This is a genomic window from Nemorincola caseinilytica (assembly GCF_039540515.1).
Lineage (GTDB): Bacteria > Bacteroidota > Bacteroidia > Chitinophagales > Chitinophagaceae > Nemorincola > Nemorincola caseinilytica.
The window spans coordinates 118,322-144,085 of the sequence record NZ_BAABFA010000010.1 but is presented as its reverse complement, the minus strand read 5'-3'; the positions used below and the strand labels follow the sequence as shown (position 1 = coordinate 144,085).

The following is a 25,764-nucleotide window of genomic DNA, read 5'->3' as shown; positions in this document are numbered from 1 at the left end:
TAGTTCGTCTTTACACTTGTGGAAAATAGGGGCCGCTGTCTTCGCTGCCATCCTGTGCGGCACCCGGCTTTGCAGGACCGTACCATTCTATCCTGCGAGAGAAGTGCATGATGACCGCCACTATGCAGAACAGGCCTATGCTGCCGAAGAGCAATGCGTGGTCTTCTGATAGAATGAGCACGAAGATGTATGCATACAGCGCCGTGAGCGATATAGAGAAACCTGCCACCGTACCCATGCTGCGCGACAGGCTGCGCACATAGAAGGTGATGAGCGATACGGTGGCCACCGATGCTATGAGGTATGCCGCATTGAAACCCGCATACTCTGATATGGATAGCAGCAGGCAGTAGAACACTATCAGCGCTATACCCACCAGCGCATATTGTATGGGGTGTATGCGCCGCTTCTGCAGTATCTCCAGGAAGAAGAAGAAAGTGAACGTAAGCGCTACGAACAGTATGGCATACTTCACACAGCGCATCACCTTGGCATAGCCATCTACAGACTCTATAAGGCGCACCCCATATGCCCCGGCCGATAGCTTCTGTGCGCCGTTCTTCCATACCTGCGGAAAGTTGCCCACCAGCGGCGACACCTTCCAGTGTGCCGTGAATTTATCGTCCGTTATGTCCGATGTGGCCGGCAGGTACCGCCCATCAAAGGCGGGGTCCTTCCATGCCGATGCTATATCTGTCACCGTAGTGCGGCCCGTCGGCGACAGGTACAGGCTGCGCGACCCCCGCACGTTCAGCCTCATGGCGAACGTTGGTGCGCTGCCCGGCGCCACTGCCGTCACTGCGCTCATCCCCTCCTCGAATTGGTCATTCACCGGAAACACGCTCTCCATAGGCCGTTTCTCGCCATTCCATTCCAGTTGCATTTGTTCGTCCATACCCTTCATATCGCTTACATTCACCAGCAGCCGTGCCTCGTTCCACCGTATATCTTCGGCAGGTACGCCCAGCAGCTCCGGCGTCACCGTATCGAATTTGCCGCTCACTTGTATATCTGCCTGGTACAGGTGCACATTGTACAGGCTTCTTTTCTTCACCTTCGGTATTATGTTGCCGTTCATACGCAGCTCTTCGGGCAGTATGTATGCCCTGCGCACTACTTTTTCTTTTACGCCGTTAGTGCCGCTCACCTCCTGCGTATAGGGTATCATCAGCACAGGTCCTGTCAGTGTCTGCTCGTCGGCCCACTTGCTGCACACCTCCTTTACTACTTCTTCCTGGCGTTTTTGCCGTTCCTGCACCAGGTTCATTATCAGTACGCCCGGTATCAGCATGGCTATCACCAGCCCCGCCACTACCAGCCCTTTCAGGAATATCCTGTTCCCATTATCCTGCTGTCTCATTTTTTATGTGTTTTATAGTTAACGATGAAAAGCACTTTTTATTTCAAAGTGAAAAGACAAAAAAAATATCAGGTCACGTTCCTGATGATGGCCTCCAGCGCGTCCAGGTGTGCGCGAAAGGCCTTCTCGCCTGCGGCGGTTATGCTGTAGGTGGTGTTCGTCTTGCGGCCTATGAATCCCTTCTGCACTTTTATATACTTCTGTTCTTCCAGTGTCTTCAGGTGAGTGGCCAGGTTGCCATCGGTCACATCTATCAGCGCCTTCAGGTCATTGAAGTTCACGTCATCGCCCACCATGAGCGCACTCATGATACCGATGCGTATCCTGCTATCGAAGACCTTGTTCAGCTGTGCTACCGGGTTGCTCATTTCTTCCTTTCCTTATTTATCGTACTTGCTCCACATCACCGCGCCATATAGTATATGCAGCAGCCCAAAACCTATGCCCCAGAATATAAGCCCCGATCCCGGGAAGAACATGGCCGTGCAGCCTATTGCCACATCCAGCATGCCCAGGTACCTTATGTCAGAGTAGGTATGCCTGCCCGCGCTTATCAGCGCCAGTCCGTAGAACACCAGGCAGGTAGGCGCTACGAACATGCCGCACCCGTAGTAGATGAACATGAAGCAGAACACACTGCCGGCAAAAATAGGGTAGAACAATTGCGCCATCATCAGCCGCGATGCGTTGTTCCATATCTTCTGCCCCATGCGGCTTGCCTTTCGCTGGGTAAAGAAAAAGACACCGCCCAGCGCCACCACGAAGGTGGCTATGCCCAGCCATATGAAATGCGAGGTATATTTGTCGAAATGCTCGGTAGATGCATACAGGGTAGAGCCTATATCTTTGTAGCCCGGCTGCTGCAGCCAGCTATAGGCTATGGTAGCTCCCACCAGGGCCACACTGCCGGCCCATATGCCGCTCCAGCCGCTTAGCGATACGAACTTCGCCGAACGGTCCATTATCGTCCGTATCTCCTTAAGGGTCTCTACAGGATCGTCTTTATGTGCCTGTTGCATAAAAAGCGCTTTGAGGTACAAAGTAAGCTTGCTTTTACCTACCTTCCAAAAATATTTTAGTTAAAGAACACATAATATGAGGCAGCTACCCAAAAAGAAATTCGGGCACTTATGCAACATTTTGTGCCTGTTCCGTGTCTAGTATACTAACGCGTTTACCTTGGATGAGGTCTTACTGGTAAAAGGATGTTTGCAGGGCCACCGGCCATCGCAAAAACAACTCTACGATCATTTTGCGCCAAAAATGTTGGGGGTATGTTACCGCTATGCACGCACCCTGCAGGAGGCCGAAGACTTTTTGCAGGAGGCCTTCATCACCGTCTTCCGCAAGCTGGACCAATACCGCAACGAAGGCCCGCTGGGAAAATGGATATACCGCATAGTCATCAATACATGCATCAATGGCATTCGTGCCCGGTGCCGTTTCTCCGATACTGCCGGCCGTATCGATGTAGAACACCTCGAGAACGAAAGCACAGCACACCCCGCAGCGCATAGCGAGATCATAGAACTGGTACGCCAGCTACCCACCGTATACATGACGGTCTTCAACCTGCATGCTGTGGAAGGCTATCCCCATGAGGATATAGCCAAAATGCTGGACACGAACGTGAATACCGTGCGCTCGCAGTATAGCCGTGCGCGCACCCTGCTCATGAAAAAACTAGGTTCGGGACCCAAAACCAATGAAAATGGGAAACGTGGATGAATTGATAGAACAATATAAACTGGAGGCAGAGCAGTTCACGCTCACCCCCAGCCCGGCCGTGTGGCAGGCCGTGGACCGGGAGATAAACCCGCCCAGGCGCAGGCGTGCCCTGTTCCTCATTCTCTTCCTGCTAGGCGCGTTCGCGGCGCTTGGCTTCTATCTCCGCGGCCGCCATACACTGGTATCGCCCGTTACACCTGTTACCAGCGCAGCTATACCTGCCATGCCATATGGCACTGCCACACGCAGCGCTACCGCCAACACTGCAACGTTCACCACTATACCCACCACAAAAGACCAAAGCAACCCTGCCGCAACGCCACCTGCCATCGAACCATCCACTACAGCGCACACGACCCACACAGCCATATCTGCCCACATACCACACTGCCCTTCTGCTTCCCAAACCATCTCCGTGAAGACACGGCCTGTAAACCCTATTGTTCATCATTCGTCCGCTCCACATCATACATCGTCCGCATTGCAGCCTGCCACGCCTCAGGCCATGCATACCGCACCGCCGCAGCCGCATGTTCCGGCATACACGCGGGCCACAGCCATACGCATCCCTACTGTCACCTACCTACCCCGTCTCGGCCATGGTCAGCCGGCACAGGTATCTGTCGTTCATGCTCCCGCTCACATACCCGCTGCTACCCGCACCATAGAGCGCCGGCCTGCTATTCATATACCGCATATCGCACCTGCTGCGCTCACCCGCCAGCCTGCAGGTATGGCCGCACCTGCCACACCCGTGCCCACATCACCCATAGTGCTGCATAATGCGGTCAGCCTGCCACACATATCGCCCACCGCATTGGCCGGCGCGCCTGTACATACTGCACCGCTGCACCGACCTGTGGCCACATCATTGCCCACATTATTGCCCGTGCTACCGGCGTATGCCCATGTTTCGCGTATGGCGCCCACACCTATGGCCGTGCAAGCAGTGCAGCCACTAGAACCACAGGCTGTGGCGCCTACCACACCCATAAGCCTCCCGTCTGTGGTAGACACCCCTTCCGCCGCACCTATGCCGCTGCCACAGAGCACGGCCGCTGCTGCGCCGTTACCAACGCTATCATTGCCTTCCAGTACCACCTTGCCTCAGCAAGAGCAAATATTACAAAGTAGCACAGAAGATCAGCCTGCCACATATGAGCGCCTCTCCATACCACCGTTGGGTATAGCCACACCATACCGCCTTATGACATATTTCATGTTCATCGGCCCCCGTGAGGTGTTCGTTGCGGCATACATGCCGCAAATAGAAGAGCAGGAAGAACAAAGACCTGCCACACCTGCACCCATAGCAAAGAAAGACAGCGCAAAGACCGTTAGCAAAAAATGGGGCATATCCCTCTCCGGCGGCCGCGTGCGCAACGATGCCACATTCATCGAAAAAGGATCTTACCAGTTCATGAAGCAGTACCGCGACAGTACCGACAGCCGTATCAATACGTTCAACTATTCCCTCGGCCTGCGCTACATCGTGTCTGCCAAGTTGCGCTTGCATGCTGCGGCGGGTATCACCCGCACCGGCGAGCGCATGAATACCCGGCAGGTAGTATACAAGGTAGATTCCGTTGTGGTGATCGGTACCAATCTCACAGGTTCTGTACCTCCTATCGTACGCATGACCTCTGCCACATACTACGACATCGGTAATGATTCCACCGGCCACCTCACCAATACGCTCACCTATGCCACGTTCAGCGCAGGCCTCACCTGCAGCATACTATCACTGGGCCACCTTGATGTAGGTCTGCAACCCTCTTTTACTTTCAACAGGCTCATGCGTCACAATTATCATTATTTCAATGACGACAGTGTAATGTACTTCAAAGCCGGCCGCGATATGTTCGCTACATGGGTAGCATCTGCCGGTCTGGGCCTCGTAGCCGAATACCGCATATCACCATCCTTCTCCATTGCCCTCACACCTCATTACAACAGGTTCATAGCGCATGTATATGCCCGCCCACAAGCTACAGAGACCCGTTATGGCCAGGCCTCACTCAACCTATCCGCCACATGGTGGTTCCGGTAGGCCATACATGATAACGGCACAAAACAAAAGCGCCCCCGTCGTGGGGGCGCTGCACCAAACCTATATCACTATATTCTTTATGGCTATTAGTTATAGTTCACTGTTACGGGTACACCGGTAGCGTTGGTGTACAGACCAGATGCCTGGCCGGCACCTACGTTCAGGGTAGCACCTACGTTCAGGGTCTCAGTACCACCTGCGCTCAGGGTACCTGTAGCAGAGGGTGAACTTGTGAAGTTGTCTACGGTCATGTTGTGTGTAGAACCATCAGTTATTGTGCAAGAAGTAGGAAGAGTTATTGCGTATGTATAACCACCCTGACCAGAAACTGTGAAGCTGGCAGCAGCTACAGTACCTGTAGTAGCAGGCAGGGTAACACCACCTGCACCGCCTGTGGTACGGGTGCCTGCAGGAGCCAGAACAGCAGTACCTGCTATAGTTGCAGATACGGCCACGTTACCGAAGTTCATATCTACTGTCTTAACGATAGATATGGGTGTGATGATGTTCGCAGATGCAGAAGCAGTTGCGGTAGCCTGTGCGAATGAGCTGTTAGAGAAAGATACCAGTGCAACAGTAGCGAGAGCGAGAGACTTGAAGATGTTTTTCATTGTAGTTCGTTTTTGTTTGTTTATGTTTTTGTTTGTTTATGTTTTTTGTTGTTTGTTGCTGCCTACCGTCAGGCAGGTTTGACAGGTATATAACCAACGCTGTGCCAGAAACATAAAACACTGAAAATCAAACGATTGAATTTTGGCACGCTATGCCCAACATCCACCGGGTGGATGAATATTCCAAAAAACGGAAGAAGCGAACTTTTGCTGATACAGGAATAGAGACCGGTAGAGGTGTGTACGCTACTTTTGGGGAATAGGATATGATACTATGGATGTAAAACAGCACAATAGCGAAACAAAGGGCCGCTTCTATATAGAGGCGGATGGCCAGGAGGCTGCAATGATGCACTATGTGTGGGCCGGAGACAAGAAGATGATAATAGACCATACCGAAGTGGCAGAGGCCTTTGAAGGCAGAGGGCTGGGCAAGCAACTGGTAAAGGCCGCTGTGCTATATGCCCGTGCCAATGGTGTGAGCATAATACCCCTATGCCCCTTTGCAAAGGGAGTATTCGACCGGGTAGAGGAATACCGGGATGTACTGGCATAGGCAAGCCACCTGCAGGGCGGATGGTATGCTAAGAGATACGCTTAGTGGTGCTCTACCTCGAAATGGTCGGGGGGCATGGCTATTTGCAGTAGCAGCTTCTGAATGATGGGGTATACTACATTGTACGCCTCCCTTCTATTGCCCGATATATCCTGCTGCTCCAGGGCCAGGAGGTATATCATGAATTCGGGTATCTCCAGTACCTCGCACAGCTTTTCTATGGTGCGCTGGCTGGGCATCTTCAACCCTACTTCTATTTGCGAGAGGGCGGTCTGGGTGATGAGACATTTTCGGGATAATTCACTTTGTGATAAGGAGACCGACTTCCTTATACACCGTATGGCCGATCCGATGTGCATGTAAAAAAGATCTTAGGGTCACAGAAAAAATGAAATAATACCCGGCACAATTGCGTTAAAGGTGTTACAGGTATCATTTTAGCAATGCTAATATAAACCACATACCCGACCTGCCGCAGCGCGATCTGACGTGGGGCAGCAGTGGCATGATGAACGCAACGAACGGCAATGCTGTGCCGTTGGTATAGCGATATGGGCCGTTCATCCTGTAAAAAAGTACGTTCGTCCCGGTTTTGAGGTGTGATAGTGCGGGGATACGGATATTTGTATAGCAAGATGTACGAAATGTACCCCAAGACCATCCTATCTGAACTCACCGGGCGGGTGAGCCGCAACGTGATCTTCTGGCTGCTTATAGCGCTGTACCTGGAGGCTGGCCGGGCCACGATATGGCCCGCTTTTCCCGTATCGCTTATGGTGCTGCTGGTATCGTATGGTATACCCGGTTATGTGCACGACCTGGTGCTGATACCACGCTTCCTGGTGCGCAGGCACTATGCCACATACATATCGCTGCTGGTGCTGCTGCTGGCACTCACTACTGCATGGTCTTACTACATAACCCGGTGGGTGAACGAGCGAATGCCGGAGCTGGACCATATGGGCGAGATGGAGGATGTGGCTATGCCCTACCATATCTTCCCGTCGGTGATGATACTGGCCATGCTGACCTTTGGCAAGCTGGTGGCCGATGCCATACAGAACGAAAGAAGGGTGGAGCAACTGGAGCAGGAACGGCTGACGAGCGAACTGAGCAGCCTGAGGGCACAGATAAACCCGCACTTCCTCTTCAATGCGCTGAACACCATATATGGCATGGCGCGCAGGCAGGACAAGCATACACCCGATGCAGTGATAAAACTATCGGACATACTGAGGTACGGCATATACGAATGCGAAGGGCGCGAGCCTACGCTGGCAAGAGAGCTGGAAGTGATGCGGCAGTATATAGAATTTGCGCGGCTGCGCATGCACGACAAAGAGGGAATAGTACTGAACGAGGACATAAAGAACGCAGAAGCCCTGCACATAGCGCCCATGCTGCTGACGCCCTTTGTGGAGAACGCCATAAAACATGGTGATGGCGGCGGAATAGCGGTGAACATGTATATGAGGGGGAACAGGCTGTACTTTGAGTGCAGCAACCGGTATGAACATAAGGCATCTCTACCCCAAACCTATATGCAGAGCGGTATAGGTATAAAGAACGTAAGGCGCAGGCTGGAACTGCTGTACAAGGACAGGTACGAGCTACGGATAACGGATACTGATGGAATATTTCTTGTTGAACTGAACATAGAACTGCAATGAACCTGAACTGCGTGATAACCGACGATGAACCCATAGCCCAGGAGATACTGGAAGAGTATGTGCGGATGATACCGGGGCTGAACCTGGTGGCGAAATGCAGGAACGCCATGGAAACACTGCATGTGATGCGCAACAATACGGTGGACATACTGTTCATGGACATACATATGCCGGGCATATCGGGGCTGGACTTCATACGGTCGCTGAAGGAGCGGCCGGCCATCATCTTTACCACGGCATACCCCAACTATGCAATAGACGGCTATGATGTGGACGCGATAGACTACCTGCTGAAACCGATATCGATAGACAGGTTCCTGAGGGCGGTGAACAAGGTGTATGAACGTGCAGCAGGGGCCACAGAGACCGAGGTGCGCCACCCTACTGCCAACAAGACGTTCTTCTTCATACGGTCGAACACGGACCTGGTGAAGATAGAATACGACTCTATACTGTACATAGAGGGGCTGGAGAACTATGTGCGTATACACTGCGACAACAGGAACGTGATATCCTTCAGCACTATGAAGAACATGGAGGATATATTATCGCAACACGGGTTCTTGCGCATACACCGTTCCTACATCATAAACCTGCAGCGGGTGACATCGGTACAGAGCCATTCCTTCAGGATAGGTACTACAGAGCTGACGGTGGGCAAAAGCTACCGCAAGGCAGTGGCAGAGGTGCTGAAGACATACTATTCGATATAGGGTGCGGCCTGCCTTAGTGTTGCTTTATATAACAGACACAATGCAGTACATTTTCCATAACATCTCATATATGTGCAGGTGTGGATATGGCGCGGTTTTTGTGTAAATTGTAGGTATAAACCATGCACTATGAAAAACCTGAGATACTTACCGCTTATCATAATGGCCGCGCTGCTGCTGGGCAGCTGCAACAAGGATGATGAACACAAAAAGGCCGTGCAAACACTATGCTCGCGACTGTGGAGCAGCCATACGGTGACGGACAATGGCCTGCCATCACTGGTAGACTGTATGTATGCCGATGAGCTGACCTTTAACACCAATGGAGGCGGCAACCGGCATTACAGGCTGAAGTGCGACCCCGATGACCCCGAGAACGTGCCACTGCAATGGAGCCTGTCGCCGGATGCGCGAACGCTATCTGTAAGCAACTTTGAGGGCGATCAGAAGAAGACCACGCAGATGAAGGTCTTCTCTCTATCGCGAACGACGCTGGAAGTGGAGTATACCAATGAGGAGGGGCATGTGATACATACGGTGTATAACGGTATGTAGCCACCGGAAGGAGGCATAAGAAAATGCAAAGGCCGGGTTCTGCCCGGCCTTTGTGCTTATTTGTTGGGTGCAGGAGATGGGCCCGGACCTTTGCCGCCCGGCCTGCGTTTTTTGAATTTTCTTTTCTTTCCGCCATTCTGCGCGGCAGGCTTTGCGGCCGGTGAGGGCGCAGCCCCGAACTGCTCGGGTACAGGTAGTTTCTCCACCTCGCGGCCCAGCAGCTTCTCTATCTTGTGGAACTTGAACAGCTCTTTCTCTGTGACGAAGGTATAGGCGGTGCCCTTGCTGGCGGCCCTTGCCGTGCGGCCTATGCGGTGTACATAGTCCTCGCCATCGTGCGGTACATCGTAGTTTATGACGAGGTCTATGTCTTCTATATCTATACCGCGGCTCAGTATGTCTGTAGCTACGAGTATCTTCAGTTTATGGCTTTTGAAATCGAGCAGTACCTGTTCGCGCTGCTCCTGCTCCAGGTCGGAGTGAATGCTACCTACGGCGAACTTTGCCCGCCTTAGCTCTTCGTACAGTTTCTTTACACTAAGCTTGCTGGAGCAGAACACTATCACACTGCCGAACTCCTTCTGCTGCAGGATGTGTTTTACCAGCGGGCCCTTCTGCGGCTCGTACACTATGAAAGCGCCCTGCATTATCTGCTCGGGTGGTTTGGATATAGCGATGCTTATCTCTACCGGGCTCACCAGTATGCTATTGGCCAGCTTGCGTATGGCCGGTGGCATAGTGGCCGAGAACATGAGATTCTGCCGCTGCGGTGGCATATAGGAGATGATCTTCACTATATCGTCGTAAAAGCCCATATCCAGCATGCGGTCGGCCTCATCGAGTACAAGGTAGCGCAGGCCGCCGAGCTTTACATAACCCATATTGAGGTGGGCTATCATGCGGCCGGGGGTGCATATAACGATATCGACACCGGCCTCGAGGGCCTTGCGCTCTGTAGCGAACAGGGCGCCGCCCGTGCCACCATATACCGATATGAAACTGATGGTGGTATAGTATGCAATGCCCTCCAGCGTTTGGGCTATCTGTGTGGCCAGCTCGCGGGTGGGCACTATTATCATCGCATTCACCGAATGGTGGTCGTGCGACTCTGACAAGAGGCGGTGCAATACCGGCAGCAGGAAGGCCGCGGTCTTGCCGGTGCCTGTTTGCGCGGCAGCAATTATATCCTTACCCGATATGATATGGGGTATGACCTGTTCTTGTACGGGGGTAGCCTTCTCGTAACCCATGGCGTCTATGCCATCCATGAGGTCGTCATCGAATCCGAAATCACTGAAATACAAAATAGAGTATCTTTTGCTGCTAAGGTACAGATCGGATATTACATTTCGCCTATAGGGCTATGCGCGGTGCATGAAAGCATGGGCCATGTGTGCAATGGAGTCTTCTATGGGCGTGTAGGAGAACTGCGGTAAAGCGGCCAGCAGCTTGCCGTTGTTGTAGGTAGAATGGCCGTGCGCGGTGCGTGCGGTCTCGCGCGTGATGACGGCCGGCCGGCCCGATAAACGGCTGTATATAGCCCCCAGCCGCCAGGCGATACCCGTGATGAAGGGCCCTGCATGCATACGGGGCGGACGCTTGCCGAGCGCCTGCGCCATAAGGGTGAATATATGGCGATAGCTATGATCGCCCTGGCTGACAATGAAGCGTTCGGCCTCTATATCCGAGGCCATGAGCATTACCATGGCCTTTACCACATCGGCCACATCTACCCAGCCATTGATGCCGGTGGTATAGAAGGGGAATTCCTTGTGGGCAAGGTTGATGATCTGCGGAGAGCCGGTAGTGAAATCGCCGGGGCCAAGTATGACCGATGGGTTGACGATGACGGCATTAAGGCCCTCACCTATGCCGCGCCATACCTCGCACTCGGCCAGGTATTTGCTGAGGCCGTAGGCAGAGTTGTAGCGGCTCTCGCCCCATTCCTGCTCTTCATTGGTGTTCTGGTTCACGCTGCCGGTGCGGCCCAGTGCGGCTATGGAGCTGACATAGACCATTTTGCGTATGCCCTGCTCTACTGCCTGGTTCACGATATTGGCCGTGCTTTCGGGGTTGAAGTGGAGCATCCTTTCGGCCAGGCGGGGGTCGAAGGTGACGATGGCGGCGCAATGGTAGATATCCTCTATACCCTGCAGGGCATCTTCTACGTCATATACATCCAGCAGGTCGCAGCGCATCCATTCCACGCCGGGCAACTGCATGTCCTTACCGGGCATATTGCTGTGGTAAAGGGCGCGTACCTGCACCCCCTGCGCCGACAAATGCCGCACAAGATGCCCGCCAAGGAAACCACTGCCACCCGTTACAAGGACCATGAAAGGATAAAATGACGTCAAATGTAGATATAGCAGGGCCAACTGCCAAAGGGGCGCAATGCAATTTTAACAAAGCCATACGTTAGTGACCGGGCCGGAACAAAAGAAGCAGGCATGTATGTGCGCATATTTTTTTTCCTTTGCAGTATGTCATTCAATAAGATACAGCAGGCGGACATAGCGTTTTTCACATCGGTATGCGGGGAGCGGTATGTGCATACGGACGAGGAACAATTGCAAAGGTGCGCATCGGACCATACAGAGGATCTGCGCTATATGCCCGAAGTGGTGGTGCAACCCGCGAACACGGAAGAGGTGAGCCGACTGGTGAGGTACTGCAACGGCAGGCTGATACCCGTAACCCCGCGCGGTGCGGGTACGGGCCTCAGCGGCGGGTCGCTGCCGGTGGCCGGTGGCGTGTCGCTAGATATGAAACGCTTCAATAAGGTACTGAAGGTGGACAGGCGCAACTTCCAGGTAACGACAGAACCGGGCGTGATAACGCAGGAGTTGCAGGAACACCTGAAGGCCGAAGGGCTCTTTTACCCGCCCGACCCGGCAAGCAAGGGGTCGTGCTTCATAGGGGGTAATGTGGCAGAGAACAGCGGCGGCCCCCGCGCTGTGAAGTACGGTGTGGTGAAGGACTATGTGCTGAACCTGGAAGTGGTGCTGGCAAGCGGCGATGTGATATGGACGGGCGCCAATGTACTGAAGAACGCCACGGGTTATAACCTGACGCAACTGGTAGTAGGCAGTGAGGGCACGCTGGGTATAGTGACCAAGATAGTGCTGCGGCTGGTACCTGCCGTGAAGCATGACCTGATAATGCTGGTGCCCTTTCGCAGTGCCGTACAAGCATGCGAGGCAGTGAACGCCATATTCATGGCGGGGTATACGCCATCGGCGCTGGAATTCATGGAGCGCGATGCGATAGAATGGTCTATGAAGTATGTGCAGAGCGCGGGTGTGGCCCTGCCGCCCGATATACAGGCCCACCTGCTGATAGAGGTGGATGGCAATGATATGGATGTGCTGTACCGCGATGCAGAGGCCATAGCGGGTATAGTGCAGCAGTATGACATAGACGAGGTACTATTTGCCGACAGCCACGAACAGAAGCAGATGTTGTGGACACTGCGCCGCAAGGTGGGAGAGGCCGTAAAGAGCAATTCGATATACAAGGAGGAAGATACCGTGGTGCCAAGGGCCGAGCTGCCAGAGCTGCTCACCATCATCAAGCGGCTGGGGGCAGAGTATGGCTTCAACTCGGTATGCTACGGCCATGCCGGCGATGGCAACCTGCATGTGAACATAGTGAAGGCAGGTATGAGCGACGAGGACTGGAACAACAAGTTGCCACAGGGCATACGCAAGCTATTTGCCGAGGTGGTGCGCATGGGTGGAACCATATCGGGCGAGCATGGTATAGGGGTAGTGCAGCGGCCCTATATGGACATAGCCTTCAATGATGTGCAACTGCAACTGATGAAGAATATAAAACAGGTCTTTGACCCCAATGGTATACTGAACCCCGGGAAGATATTCATGTAGCAGAAAAGGCTCGTCAGGCAAATACCATGCGCTGCCGTACCATGGCATCGATGCGCAGCGCTAGCTGGTAGAGGGCTTTGGCCTCATCAATATCTGGTAGGAAACTGAGGTCGGGATAGCGAGCGCTAACGGCGAACTCATTCACATTGAGGCTATCTATAGAGTCGAATAGAGGGTCTATAGCTCCACATTGGCTCAAAAGAAGATCGATATCGCGTGTTTTTATGATCTCTTTCCTGTTATAGACCAAAAAAGCTTTTAGACATTTCTCTATGGCTTGCTGACAAATGAAAACATGCAGTGTCAAGGATCATCGGTTCTATCTCAAGAAGACGTTGAGCAGACAAAGGGTCATTTGTCGCTTTCTGCAGCCATGCATCTATATGTTCTTTCAGCTCGGGACTCATAATGCAACGCCCTCCTGCATCGCATAACGTACTATGTGGCCCGGCAACTCGCTTTTTTTAATTATTTCTTCCTCGGAGTAAAGCAGCAGATCTACAGGCGCATGTATCGCTTTTACAATAGCGCGGTCTATCTGGCTGCTATAACTGAGCCGTTCCTGGCGGGTAAATGTGTGTGGGCTGATGATGAGCAGGTCGTAGTCGCTGTGCTCGTTGTGGTCGCCTCGCGCATGCGAGCCGAACAATACCACGCGGGCATCGGGCAGTAATGTGTGTACTGCTTTTTTGATGGTGCTGTATATGGCCTCGCGTGTCATATTGCAAATGTAAAGATCTTAAAGCAATGAGGCACATCAGCCGCGTATCTTCCGGGCTATCATTATGCCATCGCGGATGGGCAGCAGCAGGCGCTCTATGCGGGTGTCGGCGGCCAGCTTCTGGTTGAAGCTGTGGATGGCGCGGGCGTTCTTTCCCTGCTGCTCTAGGGGCAGCACTACCTCGCCATCGTAGAGCACATTATCGGCCAGTATGTAGCCGCCGACAGGCACTTTATCGAATACCAGGTCGTAGTAGTGCGAATAATTGGCCTTGTCGGCATCGATGAATACGAGGTCGAATGGGCCGGCGAGGGTGGGTATGATATCGGCAGCCCTGCCGGTGTGTTGTACTATATTATCGCGCAGCCCTGCTTTGATGATGTATTTGGCGGCCATATCGTACAGCTCTTCATCTATGTCTATAGTGTGCAGGACGCCACCTTCTGCAAGTCCCTGTGCCAGGCATATGGCAGAGTAACCGGTGTAAGTACCTATCTCCAGTATGCATGAGGGGCGTACCATATGGGCTATCATTTGCAGTATGCCGCCCTGCAGGTGGCCGGACAGCATTACAGAATCGCTGCGTTTCATATTGGTCTCGCGGTCCAGGGCCGCGAGGGTGGGCGATTCGAGTGATGTGAACCGCCCGGCATACTCTATGATAGCGGCAGGGAAGAGCGCTTTGGTCATATCAGAAGTTTGGCTGTAGCTTGTTGTGTGTATAGAATTCGCTGATGTAGGAGACCACCTCATCGGCCGTGTCGAATATCTTTATCATCTCCAGGTCGCCGGGGCTGATGTTCCCTTCCTGCTCCAGCATGGTCTTGCGCATCCAGTCGAAGAGGCCGCCCCAGTATTCGGAGCCTACACATACCATGGGCGTTTGTATGAACTTCTGCGTTTGTATGAGTGTGGCCACCTCGAAGAACTCATCGAGCGTGCCCCAGCCGCCTGGCATCATGATGAAGGCCTGCGCATACTTGGTGAACATGACCTTGCGCACGAAGAAGTAATCGAAATCGATGGAGGTCTCCTTTTTGATGAACTTATTGCTTTCCTGCTCGAAGGGGAGGTCTATGTTCAGCCCAACGGACTTGCCATTGGCCAGGTGGGCGCCCTTGTTGCCGGCCTCCATGATGCCGGGGCCGCCGCCGGTGATGATACCGAAACCCTCCTGCGACAGCTTTTGGGCTATCTCTACGGTAAGCTCGTAGTACTTGTGGCCGGGTTTGGTACGCGCCGATCCGAAAATGGATATGCAGGGGCCTATGCGCGACAGCACCTCGAAGCCCTGCACGAACTCTGCCATTATCTTGAATATCTGCCAGCTGGAATGGGCCCTTGTTTCGGTCCAGTCGCGCATCCTTAGTTTGCTCAGTTGTTCTTTCATGTGTTCTGTGGTTTTTGTTGGTCTTTCACTGCGAATACCGATAAAAGCAGGAATGTGATAGCGGCATTCACTATGAGTAGCTCCACGCCTATCTTGTAGCCATGGAAAATGTTATTGGATAAGGTATTGAGTGCATTGCCCATGGCCTCGCCCAGGTGCAGCTTGTCGGTATACCAGGGGGCATTGTTCACGAGGTCTATGCCAAAGGTGGCCACAAGAGATATAAGGCAGAGCCATATGGGCAAATGCTGCGGCACATTGCGCTTTGTAAGTATACCAAAGGCGAACAGGCCCAGCAGCGGCCCGTAGGTGAAGCCTGCCATCTTCAGCAGTATGTCTATAAGCGAGCCATTGTCTATGGCCCTGAAGAAGAACACACAGCCCAGGAACACCAGCGCGAAGATGTTGTGTACCAGCAGGCGGGTCTTTTTCTGCTGCGCCTCGGTGAGGGTAGGGTTCCTTTTTATGCCCAGCATATCTATGCAGAAGGATGATGTGAGGGCGGTAAGCGCACCATCGGCACTGGGGAATACGGCCGATATGAGGCCCACCATGAAGCATACGGTGATGAAGAAGGGCAGGCCGCTATTGACCGCCACTGCGGGGAAGAGGTCGTCGCCGGCAGCGGTGATGCCATTAGCGCCGGCATAGAGGTGCAGCAGGCCGCCCAGCAGCAGGAAGATGAGATTGGCGGCCAGCAGCACGAAGCAGAACACGATCATGTTCTTCTGCGAGTCTTTGAGGTTGCTGACGCTGATGTTCTTCTGCATCATCTCCTGGTCCAGGCCGGTCATGGCTATGGTGATGAAGGCGCCGCCCAGTACCTGCTTCAGGAAGAAGCCGGGGCTTTTGATGTCGGTCTGCAGCATGTGGGTATAGCCCTTCTGGCTCATGGCGGCCCAGGTGCTGCCGAGATCGAGGTGCAGGGAGTGCATGATGTAGCCAACGCAGATAACGAGGGCCAGCAGCATGAAGGTGGTCTGCAGGGTATCGGTCCAGACGATGGTCTTCACCCCTCCGCGATAGGTGTACAGAAGAATGAGGCCGAGGATGATGATGGCCGAGGCCTCGAAAGGTATGCCCATATCGGCAAGCACGAATTGCTCCAGCACCTTTATGACCAGGTAGAGGCGTATGGTGGCGCCCAGTGTGCGCGATAGTATGAAGAAGAGGGCTCCTGTTTTGTAGGCGTTCTGGCCCAGGCGTTGCTGCAGGTAGGTATATATGGACGTGAGCTGCAGGCGGTAGTAGAGCGGCAGTAGCACATAGGCCACCGCAAAGTAGCCCAGCCAGTAGCCTATGACCACCTGGAAGTAGCCGAACCCGCCCTTGCCCACAGTGCCCGGCACAGATATGAAGGTCATGCCGGAGAGGGAGGTGCCTATCATGCCGAAGGCCACCAGCCACCACTTGCTGTTGCGGTTGCCTATGAAGAAAGATTCGTTGTCGGAATTGCGGGAGGTATAGAACGCTATGCCCAGCAATACGGCGAAGTAAATGAGTATGATAAGAAGAAGTACGACCCTATCCATGCGTAGTGAACAAAAGGCTCTGCCTGGTGGGCAGAGCCTGTAAATTATGTTTTATTCCCCAAATAGCTTTAAAGACCCACCATAACATTGACACGCAGGCTGGGTGCACCCGCCGGGTAAGGGCTGTTCTGGCCCTGCAGCACATCGTAAACGAGCTCGGGGCAAATGGATACACGGCCGCCAACAGACTGTTTGGCGCCAAGGCCTACGAACACGCACTGGTTGGTGAGGTTCTCTTTCACACGGTCGAAGGTGCCGGTAAAGACATCGTACTGCGAGCTTTTACGGTTTATGATATCGTATTCGTAGGTGGCCACGGCATATATGTTGCGGTAAATGATGCAACGGGCCCATACGCTGGGGGAGACAATGTTCTTGTACTCCATGTGAATATGATCGAACTGGTCTATCTTATCGGGCCTTTGCAGGTACAGGTAACCCACGCCCAGCCCTACAAAGAGTGGTTTGGCGATACGGTAGCCCACCAGTGGCGAAACCCCCAGGATGGCATATCCCTGGCCGAGGCCGAAGTTGATGCCGCCGCCCAGTACCAGTTTATCGGGGTCGTAGCCGGTCTTTTTCTTTTTCTTGTAGTTGGCCTTGCCCGAACTGTTGTACACCTGCTGCGCCATAGCGCCCGTAAAACCCATCATCAGCAGCACAGCAAGAAGTATTTTCTTCATTGGTAGCATTTTTAGCTTCACGAAGTTACTAATAGATGCATATAAAGCGCATGTCTGCCTGTGTTTCGGGCGGGGAATTAACAAAAAACAGGGATAGAGACGACCGCTGGCGGCAGATATTTCAATTTTCAGTTGATCCGGGTGGTGGGTTCCGCGGTGTACTGCGCCTGTGCCGCAGGCGGCGGATGAACAGCTTTACTTGCAGGTAGAGGTAAAATATGATAATGAAGCAGGTGAAGAACAGGTAGCCATCGAGCGCGGTAGGCGATATATTGAACCAAAGTACGGTGAGACCATAGAGGGCCGGTATGGCCAGCATATGAAAGAACGCCCTGTGGAGGCGACCGTTGCCGGTGGGCACAAAAGCCATAGCCAGCACCAGAGATGTGACCACAGGCGTGATGAGGGACATATACATGGCCCACATCACCACATTGCCATATCCTTCCAGGGGCATCATGCCGGTAAAGGTATGTTATGGGACGGGATCGTAGCCATGACCGCCCCATGGGTGGCAGGAGCAGAACCGTTTGACGGTGAGCCAACCACCACGCAGCGGGCCATGCTTGCGAATAGCCTCTAGCCCATAGGCGCTGCAGGTAGGCGTATAGCGGCATTTGGCCCCGAAAAAGGGCGATACGGCCCCTTGGTAGAAGCGTATGATAGCCGTGAACAATATGGTGAGCAGACGGCGCATTCAGAAAAGCCTCTCCCCGTCCCTCTCCCGGGGAGAGGATGGTGGGGTGTGTATGTTATGTGTGAGAACGATCATGATGAAATAGTGCCGGCGATGGTCTTTAGTTTGTCTATGCTTTTGCTTACTGCGGCCTGTACTTGCTGGTAGGTGGGCAGCTCGGTACCTGTGAATACCAGGAAGACATGCATACCCTGGTGGGGCGGCAATGCCTGCAGCAGGGTGGCCTTGTTGTGCCGCCAGGCCTCGGCCATCAGGCGGCGTATGCGGTGGCGGTGCACGGAGCGTTTGAACTTTTTCTTCGGCACCGAGAAGCCTACTTTCAAATGGTGGCGGGCATCCCGCTCACCGCTCTTTGCCTCCCGCTCTTCACTCTCTATATCACTCTCCACTCTCCGTTCTCCGCTCTCTGCCACGGGTAGGTAAATGATGCGTATGGGAAAAACAGAAAACGCTTTTCCTGTACGGAAAAGCGTATCAATATGCTGCTCTCGCTTGAGCCGCTCATATACTTTGAAAGTATTACGAATGGCGTAAAGTTTTTAAGCTATTACTTCAGAGGGCGTTCGTCTGATACGGTGAGCTTATGGCGGCCCTTGGCGCGGCGCGAAGCAAGTACCTTGCGGCCGTTAGCCGTTTCCATGCGGCTGCGGAAACCGTGAACTGATATACGACGACGACGACTTGGCTGATATGTACGTTTCATAACTGTAAATTTTTATTACCCTTTTGCAAGGGAGTGCAAAGGTATAGGATATTTTCCGAAATGAACAACTTATCGGTGAGATAAATTTTGCCCGGGGAGGCAAATATAGGTAAAGAACATCATGCAGGGTGGTGTAGGGGCTGTTTTTAACATACATCTCAGGCGCGGTTGGTTTAACTTTGGGCCTGCTAAGGGGTATTCCCGCTTATAGCCGCTTTCCCATGCATTTCTTACTAGATAAAGTATTCTTCAACAATACTGTACAGGACTGGACCATAGCCGTAGGCATAGTGGTGGGCACCATAATAGGGGTGGCCATAGCAGGCGGTGCGGTGATACGCAGCCTGAAGAAGGCCGCGGAACGGACCGTTAACCACTATGACGACATACTGATACTGGCGGTAGAGAAATTCATATTTCCGCTACTGTACCTGGGCGGTATATATGCGGCCCTCTCTTACCTGACCCTGCCGCCCAAGGCCGATAAGGTGATACACTGGCTGCTGCTACTGCTGTATACCTACTTCATACTGCGTATAGTGACGGGTGTGATACAGTATATGGTCACCTCTTTCCTGAGCAAGCAGGAGGGTGGCGATACCAAGCAGAAGCAGGCCCGGGGCTTCATCATCATAGCCAAGTTCGTGGTATGGGTGGTGGGTTTTGTGTTCGTGCTTGACAACTTGGGGTTTAATGTATCGGCCATAATAGCGGGGCTGGGTGTGGGTGGTATAGCCATAGCGCTGGCCGCACAGACGGTGCTGGGCGACCTTTTTGCCTACTTCATCATTTTCTTCGACCGCCCCTTCGAGATAGGGGACAACATCAGCTTTGACAAAGAGCAGGGCACGGTAGAATATATAGGCGTAAAATCGACAAGAATACGCACGCTGAACGGGCAACTGCTGATATGCTCGAACAAGGACCTGACCAATGCCCGGGTGAACAACTACAGAAGCCTGAGCAAGCGGCGGGTGGTCTTTAAGATAGGGGTAGTGTACCAGACCCCTGCCCATGTGGTAGCAGCCCTGCCCGACATGATAAGGGACATAGTGACCGCGCACGAGCAGGTAGAATATGAGCGCGGGCACTTCATAGGCTTTGGCGAAAGCAGCCTGGATATAGAGTTCGTATACTACATAATGGCGCCGGAGTACAAGACCTATATGGACATACAGCAGGATATAAACCTCACCATATTGCGCACCTTTGAGCAGCAGGGTATACGCTTTGCACACCCTACACGCACGCTATATGTGCAGGAACAGGCGGCTAAATAGAGACCTGTAAAGGGGCCTTCGGTCATTCTCAGCAACAGGCGGATATATGATGTGACCGGTGCGCACCACTGTGCCGATACCGCTGTGCGCCGGCGCGAAAAAAAACATAGTAGGATCTTCTTTTTTCAGAAAAAAATCTTATTTTTCAAAAGTTTAATAACGATCTCTGATATTTTATGGTAATAGGCGTATTGAAAGAACAGGCCCCGGAAACGCGCGTTTCCCTTGTTCCAGAAGTGGTGGCCGCCCTGGTGAAGATGAATGTGACCGTATGGGTGGAAAGTGGCGCCGGAGAGAGCGCTTTTTTTGGCAATGATGCATACACTGCCGCCGGCGCGGCCATAAAGAGCGCCGCCGACATAAATGCACAGGCCGATATGGTGCTGACCATACAGCCCGGCAATGCAGGCCATGCCAGGCCGGGGGCTGTGCTGATGGGGGTGTACCAGCCCCTTTTCAACCACAGGCAGATGCAGCAGTGGGCCGATAAGGGGTATACGGTCTTCAGCCTGGATACGATACCGCGCATTACGCGGGCGCAGTCTATGGACGTACTGAGCTCGCAGGCCAATATAGCCGGGTACAAGGCGGTGCTGCTGGCGGCCTATTCTTATAGTAGATATTTTCCTATGTTCATGACGGCGGCGGGCAGTATACCGCCTGCCAAGGTGCTGATACTGGGCGCCGGTGTGGCAGGCCTGCAGGCCATAGCCACGGCCCGCAGGCTGGGCGCAGTGGTAGAGGTGTTCGATACCCGCCCGGCAGTGAAGGAAGAGGTGATGAGCCTTGGTGCCAAATTCGTAGAGGTAGAGGGTGCGGCGGATGCCTCTAAGGCAGGCGGCTATGCGGTAGAGCAGACAGAGGATTTTCAGCGCAGGCAGCGGGAGAAGATACACGAGCATGCCCGGAAGTCGGACATCATCATCACCACGGCGCAGATACCGGGCCGCAAGGCGCCCATACTGATAACCAGGGCCATGATAGAGGATATGCGCGCGGGATCGGTGATAATAGACCTGGCATCGGTAACGGGGGGCAATACCGACCTGAGCGAAGACAATAAGACAGTGATGCACAATGGCGTGGCCATAGTGGGCAACTCTGCACTGCCGGCCACTACGCCATCGGACGCGAGCAAGCTGTACGCCAAGAACGTACTGAACTTTGCGAAGCTGATAATAGACAAGGATGGCGGGCTGAACCTGAACTGGGAGGACGATATAGTGAAGGGTACCGCCATAACCCACGGTGGCAACATAGTGAACGAGCGCGTGGCCGCACTGGGTGGTGTAACGGCATAGTGGAGAGAAATTCCAGATCACAAATTCCAAACTTCAGAAGGCCGGACCTTTAATATCTACGAAATAAAAATAAACGAATGGATACACTGATCAGCTTATTCACCGACCCGGCGATGTACCGGTTACTTACTATCGTTATTCTTTCCATCTTCCTGGGCATAGAGGTGATATCGCGTGTGCCATCGGTGCTGCATACACCGCTGATGAGTGGCGCCAATGCCATACATGGGGTGGTGATAATAGGTGCCATCATAGTGATGGGGCAGGCACCTACGGATGATTACCTGGCACTGTCGCTGGGCTTCCTGGCGGTGATACTGGGCACGCTGAACGTGGTAGGCGGCTTTGTGGTCACCGACCGCATGCTGGAGATGTTCAGCAAGAAAAAGAAAAAGTAGACCCATTCATAATTCATAACTCATACTTCATAATTCCGTAAGCATATGGAAAGCATGATACTTCAGCTTAGTTACCTCATAGGGTCTGTGACCTTTATTATGGGTCTTAAAATGCTGTCGCACCCCGATAGTGCCCGGAAGGGAAATATAGTGGCGGCAGTGGGTATGACGATAGCCATTTTTGCCACTATATTTCTGTACCGCAATAGTGCAGGCGAGGGGCTGCACAACTATGGCTGGATATTCGCAGGACTGGCCATAGGTACCATAGTGGGAACACTGGCGGCCAAAAAGGTACAGATGACGGCCATGCCCGAGATGGTGAGCCTCTTCAACGGTATGGGTGGCGCGTGCGCCATGCTCATATCGATGGTGGAGTATAACCATATGCAGCATGGCGGCGGTACGGCGGGTACAGGTACCATGCTGGTGATAGTGCTGGGCATGATAATAGGTACGGTATCGTTCGCCGGAAGTATAATAGCCTGGGGCAAGCTGAACGGCAGCATAAAGGACAGAACGATACCTGCCGGGCAAATGCTGAACTTCCTGATACTGGGTGGTATAGTGGCGCTATCGGTGATGATGATAGGTGGTATGGCAGGTGGTAATGGCATTTTTTATGGCATAGCAGGCCTGGCGGCCATGTATGGTATACTCTTCGTGATGCCGATAGGTGGTGCGGATATGCCGGTGGTGATATCGCTGCTGAACTCATTTACGGGTTGTGCAGCGGCATTTGGGGGCTTTCTGTACGACAACCCGGTGATGCTGACAGGCGGTATACTGGTGGGCTCGGCAGGTACCATACTGACGATACTGATGTGCAAGGCCATGAACCGGTCTCTGAAGAATGTGCTGATAGGCTCGTTCGGCGGGGCGAAGGCAGGCAGTGGCGGCGGTGGCAGCAAAGAGCAGGGCGCGTACAAGGAGATATCGCTGAACGATACCGCTACGCTGATGGCCTATGCATCGAAGGTGATGATAATACCCGGTTATGGACTGGCGGTAGCACAGGCACAGCATACCTGCCACGAGCTGGAAAAGATACTGAACGAGAAGGGAGTAGAGGTGAGCTATGGCATACACCCTGTGGCAGGCCGTATGCCCGGCCACATGAACGTGCTGCTGGCCGAGGCCGATGTACAGTACGATAAACTGCTGGAAATGGAAGATGCCAACGACCAGATGGGCAGCACTAATGTGATACTGATACTGGGCGCGAACGATGTGGTGAACCCCGCAGCGAAGGAAGACCCGGCCAGCCCCATATATGGCATGCCCATACTGGAGGTGGAGCGGGCCGAGCATGTGATAGTGAACAAGCGCAGCATGAAACCCGGGTATGCTGGTATAGAGAACGAACTGTTCTTCAGGCCGAAATCGTCGATGCTGTTCGGCGATGCGAAGAAGGTGCTGCAATCGCTGGTATCGGAGCTGAAACAGATGTGATAATGGATGATGTGTGGAATGTGAGCAGGGAGTAGAATAGCGGAGCGGAGGGTTCGGGTGCTTTTGAAATTGAAAACTTTAACTAAATTTATGCCATGATGAGGAAAAGTGGCCTTGTAATTACTTGTTCGGTAGTTCTGTCTTTATTGCTTTCGGTGATATATATAACATCCTGTACGCGCCCTATACCCGATGACCCATGGGCGTGCAATTATGTGTACTGCAAGAACGATGGCCGGTGCGACAGCGCCAGGTGCAAATGCCCTGTGGGCTATGAGGGCACCGACTGCGGTATAGCAGTGACAGACAAGTATATAGCGCATTGGCGAATGCACACTGTAGTATGGGCCAGTGACTCTGCCAACTATGTGGGCGCTGAGAAGTTCTACAACATAGAGTTGGCGACATCGGCAAGCAACACTACCTTTTTCCTGAACAACCTGGACAATAACTCGTATTACAACCACATCATCTGCCGCATAGACAGCCTGGACAATACGCACTTCAAGTTCGACAGCACCTCTTCGCTGAACATGTACTATGACCGCTACCGCATACGCGGCGGCTGGGGCAATATCTACAGCAGGTACTCGGCCAACGACTCGCTGATGGGCACCCTGTACATACAGCGCCTGAACAGCACGGTGAACTGGCAGCACGATACCGTGATGTTCTACGCCATGAAGATAAAGTAGCCCGGCGCAGGTCGTGGGAGACCGTTAAAAAAAGCCAAAAAAATAGGGCAAATAATTTTGCAAGATCCGATCTTCTTATCTACCTTTGCACTCCCTCGAAGTAATACAAGAGGAAAATAAGTTCTTTATTTCAAGCCACTTTAGCTCAGCTGGTAGAGCAACTGATTTGTAATCAGTAGGTCGCTGGTTCGATTCCGGCAAGTGGCTCATTGTAAAAGCAAAAGTTAGAAAGAAAAAAGGAAAAGGTCCATTCTTGAGATGTTTTACTTTTTTCTTTTTGCTTTTTAACTTTTGGGGGCACATTCCACAAGCGGCCAACGTGAGCAGACTGTAAATCTGCCGTCTTTCGACTTCGGAGGTTCGAATCCTTCTGTGCCCACTTTTTTTGTTACACGCGGGAGTAGCTCAGTTGGTAGAGCGACAGCCTTCCAAGCTGTAGGTCGCGGGTTCGAGCCTCGTCTCCCGCTCTCTTTTTTTGACGAAAAAGTTCTTTATTAAAGCTGTTGTAGCTCAGCGGTAGAGCACTTCCTTGGTAAGGAAGAGGTCGGCAGTTCAATCCTGCTCAACAGCTCTTTTTCTCCTTTTTTATTGTATCTTATTTGCTGCGCCGTGAGGCGCATTTTTTGTGCGTGCGCGTTCGTGCGTTGCAAACGCACGAACGGTGCGTCCTCGTTGTAAACGAGGACGAGTGGACCCGTCGAAAATGCTCCGTAGGAGCAAAAGGTTTGTAGTAAGAATACCTCTGTTATCATGTCTATGCTCCGTTAGGAGCAACCGATGATCTATTGGGTAGCCCCCTACGGGGCAAGGTGTAGCCTATGTTCATATCGCTACTACAAACCTTCGGCCCCATAGGGGGCGAACAAATATCATGATGTAAATACTTGTGGGTGCATGGGAGGTTGCAAACGAGGACGAGTGGCGAATCATAACTTCATTGCACTGCGGGAAATTATTTCCAAATCTTGACTAATTAGTTTAAGATAGTCAGTCAAAAAAATAGATTTATTTATGTGTAGCTTGTTGTCAAATAGACCTACGTTGCAAGGTGTTAATCCTAAATATTTATTTTGTTTAATTTTATTCATTAATGCGGCATCTTCTTCTTTTTTTGAGTTTAAATAACCCTTATGATGAACAAGCGTATTTCTAATCTTACAATAAAACTCTCGTAGTTTCTTGTTCTTATTTTCTTCACTGGGGCGGACGTTTTTATATATTTTGTTTAGTAGGCCTGCTGCATTTTCATGTCCGTCTGTTCTGATTTTTACTTTGTCATAATGTGCTAAAATGACGCAATATTCTCTTAGTCTACCCTCATACATACTGTGTATGGAAATAAATGTAGCGTGTAATGTGAACTCGCGTAAACTCTTTACATGAGAATACTGATACCTAATATCTTCATCAGCATTCCATGCATTATTGATCTTTATTTCTGTCTCTTGTTCTTCTGAAACTATTTTTTCACCCAAAAACTTTATTAATTGCCGATAGTTGTACACTTCGTCTTCAAAACCGTTTGTATATATATATTCTAGACCACCACAAAATTCTTTTAAAGCATCTTCATATTCATTGAAATAGTCCTCATAAAAATCCTCCGTAGTATTTTTTTTCCCAAGTTTCATAGGGGCATTTTTAACTTTCAGTTCGGCGAAATCTTCTGCCTCATCGGTTCGGTTGCAGATCTTTGATCTGCGAAAGCCTCACACAATATAAAGAAAAACACCTTGCACTATTTCCACCCATTCATAATTCATAACTCATAACTCATAATTC

30 protein-coding genes and 4 tRNA genes are annotated in these 25,764 nt (G+C 52.2%); 16 read left to right on the top strand and 18 right to left on the bottom strand.

The features are described from left to right. Positions 1-10: 10 nt before the first annotated feature. From creD to ABD843_RS07985, 3 genes are all read right to left on the bottom strand, one after another. The gene (gene creD, locus ABD843_RS07995; protein ID WP_345081173.1) at positions 11-1,360 is read right to left on the bottom strand and encodes a cell envelope integrity protein CreD; all 1,350 of its coding nucleotides are present in this window, start codon (positions 1,358-1,360) and stop codon (positions 11-13) included. Between the two features lie 68 nt (positions 1,361-1,428). Then, positions 1,429-1,728, bottom strand: coding sequence for a winged helix-turn-helix domain-containing protein (locus ABD843_RS07990; protein WP_345081170.1), 300 nt, complete (start codon positions 1,726-1,728; stop codon positions 1,429-1,431). 12 nt (positions 1,729-1,740) lie between these two features. Further along, on the bottom strand, positions 1,741-2,379 hold the full coding sequence (locus ABD843_RS07985; RefSeq protein ID WP_345081167.1) for a hypothetical protein: 639 nt from the start codon (positions 2,377-2,379) through the stop codon (positions 1,741-1,743). A 160-nt stretch (positions 2,380-2,539) separates the two neighbouring features. Between ABD843_RS07985 and ABD843_RS07980 the strand changes: the two genes are divergently transcribed. Then, positions 2,540-3,088 (top strand): RNA polymerase sigma factor, encoded by a 549-nt coding sequence (locus ABD843_RS07980; RefSeq protein ID WP_345081165.1) that lies wholly within the window; start codon positions 2,540-2,542, stop codon positions 3,086-3,088. Then, positions 3,072-5,138 (top strand): hypothetical protein, encoded by a 2,067-nt coding sequence (locus tag ABD843_RS07975; protein ID WP_345081162.1) that lies wholly within the window; start codon positions 3,072-3,074, stop codon positions 5,136-5,138. Before ABD843_RS07980 ends, ABD843_RS07975 begins: the two co-directional genes overlap by 17 nt. Before the next feature lie 86 nt (positions 5,139-5,224). On the opposite strand, the gene ABD843_RS07970 is transcribed toward ABD843_RS07975, so the two are convergent. Next, complete coding sequence (locus ABD843_RS07970) at positions 5,225-5,749, bottom strand: DUF4402 domain-containing protein (protein ID WP_345081158.1); 525 nt, start codon at positions 5,747-5,749, stop codon at positions 5,225-5,227. A 274-nt stretch (positions 5,750-6,023) separates the two neighbouring features. On the opposite strand from ABD843_RS07970, the gene ABD843_RS07965 reads away from it, so the two are divergent. Then, the gene (locus ABD843_RS07965; RefSeq protein WP_345081154.1) at positions 6,024-6,305 is read left to right on the top strand and encodes a GNAT family N-acetyltransferase; all 282 of its coding nucleotides are present in this window, start codon (positions 6,024-6,026) and stop codon (positions 6,303-6,305) included. 41 nt (positions 6,306-6,346) lie between these two features. Here ABD843_RS07965 and ABD843_RS07960 read toward each other — a convergent pair whose 3' ends face one another. Then, on the bottom strand, positions 6,347-6,664 hold the full coding sequence (locus ABD843_RS07960) for a helix-turn-helix domain-containing protein (protein ID WP_345081151.1): 318 nt from the start codon (positions 6,662-6,664) through the stop codon (positions 6,347-6,349). A gap of 276 nt (positions 6,665-6,940) precedes the next feature. On the opposite strand from ABD843_RS07960, the gene ABD843_RS07955 reads away from it, so the two are divergent. From ABD843_RS07955 to ABD843_RS07945, 3 genes are all read left to right on the top strand, one after another. After that, positions 6,941-7,975 (top strand): sensor histidine kinase, encoded by a 1,035-nt coding sequence (locus tag ABD843_RS07955; RefSeq protein ID WP_345081148.1) that lies wholly within the window; start codon positions 6,941-6,943, stop codon positions 7,973-7,975. Continuing rightward, complete coding sequence (locus tag ABD843_RS07950) at positions 7,972-8,688, top strand: LytR/AlgR family response regulator transcription factor (RefSeq protein ID WP_345081145.1); 717 nt, start codon at positions 7,972-7,974, stop codon at positions 8,686-8,688. Before ABD843_RS07955 ends, ABD843_RS07950 begins: the two co-directional genes overlap by 4 nt. A 129-nt stretch (positions 8,689-8,817) precedes the next feature. Further along, complete coding sequence (locus ABD843_RS07945; RefSeq protein WP_345081143.1) at positions 8,818-9,243, top strand: lipocalin-like domain-containing protein; 426 nt, start codon at positions 8,818-8,820, stop codon at positions 9,241-9,243. Positions 9,244-9,299: 56 nt separating this feature from the next. On the opposite strand, the gene ABD843_RS07940 is transcribed toward ABD843_RS07945, so the two are convergent. Together ABD843_RS07940 and ABD843_RS07935 are read right to left on the bottom strand one after the other, a co-directional pair. Next, a complete protein-coding gene (locus tag ABD843_RS07940) occupies positions 9,300-10,547 on the bottom strand; it encodes a DEAD/DEAH box helicase (RefSeq protein ID WP_345081140.1) in 1,248 nt (415 codons plus the stop codon). Between the two features lie 57 nt (positions 10,548-10,604). Further along, positions 10,605-11,579 (bottom strand): NAD-dependent epimerase/dehydratase family protein, encoded by a 975-nt coding sequence (locus ABD843_RS07935; RefSeq protein ID WP_345081137.1) that lies wholly within the window; start codon positions 11,577-11,579, stop codon positions 10,605-10,607. A gap of 147 nt (positions 11,580-11,726) precedes the next feature. Between ABD843_RS07935 and ABD843_RS07930 the strand changes: the two genes are divergently transcribed. Continuing rightward, positions 11,727-13,130, top strand: a complete 1,404-nt coding sequence (locus ABD843_RS07930; protein ID WP_345081134.1) for an FAD-binding oxidoreductase — start codon at positions 11,727-11,729, stop codon at positions 13,128-13,130. Between the two features lie 13 nt (positions 13,131-13,143). Here the strand turns inward: ABD843_RS07930 and ABD843_RS07925 are convergent, their stop codons facing one another. From ABD843_RS07925 to rpmH, 10 genes are all read right to left on the bottom strand, one after another. Beyond that, positions 13,144-13,437 (bottom strand): HEPN domain-containing protein, encoded by a 294-nt coding sequence (locus ABD843_RS07925; RefSeq protein ID WP_345081131.1) that lies wholly within the window; start codon positions 13,435-13,437, stop codon positions 13,144-13,146. Positions 13,438-13,533: 96 nt separating this feature from the next. After that, a complete protein-coding gene (locus ABD843_RS07920) occupies positions 13,534-13,851 on the bottom strand; it encodes a nucleotidyltransferase domain-containing protein (RefSeq protein WP_345081128.1) in 318 nt (105 codons plus the stop codon). A gap of 36 nt (positions 13,852-13,887) precedes the next feature. Then, positions 13,888-14,541: an O-methyltransferase gene (locus tag ABD843_RS07915; RefSeq protein WP_345081125.1), complete on the bottom strand. Its 654-nt coding sequence runs from the start codon at positions 14,539-14,541 to the stop codon at positions 13,888-13,890. Position 14,542: 1 nt separating this feature from the next. Then, the gene (locus ABD843_RS07910; RefSeq protein WP_345081122.1) at positions 14,543-15,241 is read right to left on the bottom strand and encodes an LOG family protein; all 699 of its coding nucleotides are present in this window, start codon (positions 15,239-15,241) and stop codon (positions 14,543-14,545) included. After that, positions 15,238-16,773 carry a sodium:solute symporter gene (locus ABD843_RS07905; RefSeq protein WP_345081119.1) on the bottom strand — a complete coding sequence of 512 codons (1,536 nt, stop codon included), beginning with the start codon at positions 16,771-16,773 and terminating at the stop codon, positions 15,238-15,240. Before ABD843_RS07905 ends, ABD843_RS07910 begins: the two co-directional genes overlap by 4 nt. 68 nt (positions 16,774-16,841) lie before the next feature. Continuing rightward, positions 16,842-17,456 carry a hypothetical protein gene (locus tag ABD843_RS07900; RefSeq protein WP_345081116.1) on the bottom strand — a complete coding sequence of 205 codons (615 nt, stop codon included), beginning with the start codon at positions 17,454-17,456 and terminating at the stop codon, positions 16,842-16,844. 121 nt (positions 17,457-17,577) lie between these two features. After that, the gene (locus ABD843_RS07895; protein ID WP_345081113.1) at positions 17,578-17,916 is read right to left on the bottom strand and encodes a hypothetical protein; all 339 of its coding nucleotides are present in this window, start codon (positions 17,914-17,916) and stop codon (positions 17,578-17,580) included. A gap of 15 nt (positions 17,917-17,931) precedes the next feature. Continuing rightward, positions 17,932-18,153: a membrane protein insertion efficiency factor YidD gene (gene yidD, locus ABD843_RS07890; protein ID WP_345081110.1), complete on the bottom strand. Its 222-nt coding sequence runs from the start codon at positions 18,151-18,153 to the stop codon at positions 17,932-17,934. A 71-nt stretch (positions 18,154-18,224) separates the two neighbouring features. Beyond that, complete coding sequence (rnpA, locus tag ABD843_RS07885; RefSeq protein WP_345081951.1) at positions 18,225-18,680, bottom strand: ribonuclease P protein component; 456 nt, start codon at positions 18,678-18,680, stop codon at positions 18,225-18,227. Between the two features lie 20 nt (positions 18,681-18,700). Further along, the gene (gene rpmH, locus ABD843_RS07880; protein WP_345081107.1) at positions 18,701-18,856 is read right to left on the bottom strand and encodes a 50S ribosomal protein L34; all 156 of its coding nucleotides are present in this window, start codon (positions 18,854-18,856) and stop codon (positions 18,701-18,703) included. Between the two features lie 221 nt (positions 18,857-19,077). Between rpmH and ABD843_RS07875 the strand changes: the two genes are divergently transcribed. The 9 genes from ABD843_RS07875 (at position 19,078) to ABD843_RS07835 (ending at position 24,553) form a co-directional block, all read left to right on the top strand. Beyond that, on the top strand, positions 19,078-20,136 hold the full coding sequence (locus tag ABD843_RS07875; RefSeq protein WP_345081104.1) for a mechanosensitive ion channel family protein: 1,059 nt from the start codon (positions 19,078-19,080) through the stop codon (positions 20,134-20,136). Between the two features lie 176 nt (positions 20,137-20,312). Then, a complete protein-coding gene (locus ABD843_RS07870) occupies positions 20,313-21,437 on the top strand; it encodes a Re/Si-specific NAD(P)(+) transhydrogenase subunit alpha (RefSeq protein ID WP_345081101.1) in 1,125 nt (374 codons plus the stop codon). Positions 21,438-21,514: 77 nt separating this feature from the next. Further along, positions 21,515-21,835 (top strand): NAD(P) transhydrogenase subunit alpha part 2, encoded by a 321-nt coding sequence (locus tag ABD843_RS07865; RefSeq protein ID WP_425575700.1) that lies wholly within the window; start codon positions 21,515-21,517, stop codon positions 21,833-21,835. A gap of 45 nt (positions 21,836-21,880) precedes the next feature. Further along, positions 21,881-23,287 carry an NAD(P)(+) transhydrogenase (Re/Si-specific) subunit beta gene (locus ABD843_RS07860; protein WP_345081099.1) on the top strand — a complete coding sequence of 469 codons (1,407 nt, stop codon included), beginning with the start codon at positions 21,881-21,883 and terminating at the stop codon, positions 23,285-23,287. Positions 23,288-23,442: 155 nt separating this feature from the next. Continuing rightward, positions 23,443-23,982: a hypothetical protein gene (locus ABD843_RS07855; RefSeq protein WP_345081096.1), complete on the top strand. Its 540-nt coding sequence runs from the start codon at positions 23,443-23,445 to the stop codon at positions 23,980-23,982. A 134-nt stretch (positions 23,983-24,116) separates the two neighbouring features. After that, positions 24,117-24,189: transfer RNA gene (locus tag ABD843_RS07850), tRNA-Thr, on the top strand. Between the two features lie 88 nt (positions 24,190-24,277). Next, positions 24,278-24,361 (top strand) — tRNA-Tyr (locus ABD843_RS07845). A 15-nt stretch (positions 24,362-24,376) separates the two neighbouring features. Then, positions 24,377-24,449 (top strand) — tRNA-Gly (locus ABD843_RS07840). A 32-nt stretch (positions 24,450-24,481) separates the two neighbouring features. Further along, positions 24,482-24,553, top strand: a tRNA-Thr gene (locus ABD843_RS07835). A gap of 355 nt (positions 24,554-24,908) precedes the next feature. Here ABD843_RS07835 and ABD843_RS07830 read toward each other — a convergent pair. After that, a complete protein-coding gene (locus ABD843_RS07830) occupies positions 24,909-25,613 on the bottom strand; it encodes a hypothetical protein (protein ID WP_345081093.1) in 705 nt (234 codons plus the stop codon). Positions 25,614-25,764 lie beyond the last annotated feature (151 nt).

Coding starts and splice junctions, on each gene's coding strand:
- ABD843_RS07950 (WP_345081145.1), top strand. CDS start 7,972: ATGAACCTGAACTGCGTGATAACCGACGATGAACCCATAGCCCAGGAG.
- ABD843_RS07865 (WP_425575700.1), top strand. CDS start 21,515: ATGGATACACTGATCAGCTTATTCACCGACCCGGCGATGTACCGGTTA.
- ABD843_RS07955 (WP_345081148.1), top strand. CDS start 6,941: ATGTACGAAATGTACCCCAAGACCATCCTATCTGAACTCACCGGGCGG.
- ABD843_RS07930 (WP_345081134.1), top strand. CDS start 11,727: ATGTCATTCAATAAGATACAGCAGGCGGACATAGCGTTTTTCACATCG.
- ABD843_RS07875 (WP_345081104.1), top strand. CDS start 19,078: ATGCATTTCTTACTAGATAAAGTATTCTTCAACAATACTGTACAGGAC.
- ABD843_RS07990 (WP_345081170.1), bottom strand. CDS start 1,728: ATGAGCAACCCGGTAGCACAGCTGAACAAGGTCTTCGATAGCAGGATA.
- ABD843_RS07870 (WP_345081101.1), top strand. CDS start 20,313: ATGGTAATAGGCGTATTGAAAGAACAGGCCCCGGAAACGCGCGTTTCC.
- creD (WP_345081173.1), bottom strand. CDS start 1,360: ATGAGACAGCAGGATAATGGGAACAGGATATTCCTGAAAGGGCTGGTA.
- ABD843_RS07970 (WP_345081158.1), bottom strand. CDS start 5,749: ATGAAAAACATCTTCAAGTCTCTCGCTCTCGCTACTGTTGCACTGGTA.
- ABD843_RS07860 (WP_345081099.1), top strand. CDS start 21,881: ATGGAAAGCATGATACTTCAGCTTAGTTACCTCATAGGGTCTGTGACC.
- ABD843_RS07910 (WP_345081122.1), bottom strand. CDS start 15,241: ATGAAAGAACAACTGAGCAAACTAAGGATGCGCGACTGGACCGAAACA.
- ABD843_RS07965 (WP_345081154.1), top strand. CDS start 6,024: ATGGATGTAAAACAGCACAATAGCGAAACAAAGGGCCGCTTCTATATA.
- rpmH (WP_345081107.1), bottom strand. CDS start 18,856: ATGAAACGTACATATCAGCCAAGTCGTCGTCGTCGTATATCAGTTCAC.
- ABD843_RS07915 (WP_345081125.1), bottom strand. CDS start 14,541: ATGACCAAAGCGCTCTTCCCTGCCGCTATCATAGAGTATGCCGGGCGG.
- ABD843_RS07935 (WP_345081137.1), bottom strand. CDS start 11,579: ATGGTCCTTGTAACGGGTGGCAGTGGTTTCCTTGGCGGGCATCTTGTG.
- ABD843_RS07900 (WP_345081116.1), bottom strand. CDS start 17,456: ATGAAGAAAATACTTCTTGCTGTGCTGCTGATGATGGGTTTTACGGGC.
- ABD843_RS07830 (WP_345081093.1), bottom strand. CDS start 25,613: ATGAAACTTGGGAAAAAAAATACTACGGAGGATTTTTATGAGGACTAT.
- ABD843_RS07895 (WP_345081113.1), bottom strand. CDS start 17,916: ATGATGCCCCTGGAAGGATATGGCAATGTGGTGATGTGGGCCATGTAT.
- yidD (WP_345081110.1), bottom strand. CDS start 18,153: ATGCGCCGTCTGCTCACCATATTGTTCACGGCTATCATACGCTTCTAC.
- ABD843_RS07905 (WP_345081119.1), bottom strand. CDS start 16,773: ATGGATAGGGTCGTACTTCTTCTTATCATACTCATTTACTTCGCCGTA.
- ABD843_RS07945 (WP_345081143.1), top strand. CDS start 8,818: ATGAAAAACCTGAGATACTTACCGCTTATCATAATGGCCGCGCTGCTG.
- ABD843_RS07960 (WP_345081151.1), bottom strand. CDS start 6,664: ATGCACATCGGATCGGCCATACGGTGTATAAGGAAGTCGGTCTCCTTA.
- ABD843_RS07975 (WP_345081162.1), top strand. CDS start 3,072: ATGGGAAACGTGGATGAATTGATAGAACAATATAAACTGGAGGCAGAG.
- ABD843_RS07985 (WP_345081167.1), bottom strand. CDS start 2,379: ATGCAACAGGCACATAAAGACGATCCTGTAGAGACCCTTAAGGAGATA.
- ABD843_RS07920 (WP_345081128.1), bottom strand. CDS start 13,851: ATGACACGCGAGGCCATATACAGCACCATCAAAAAAGCAGTACACACA.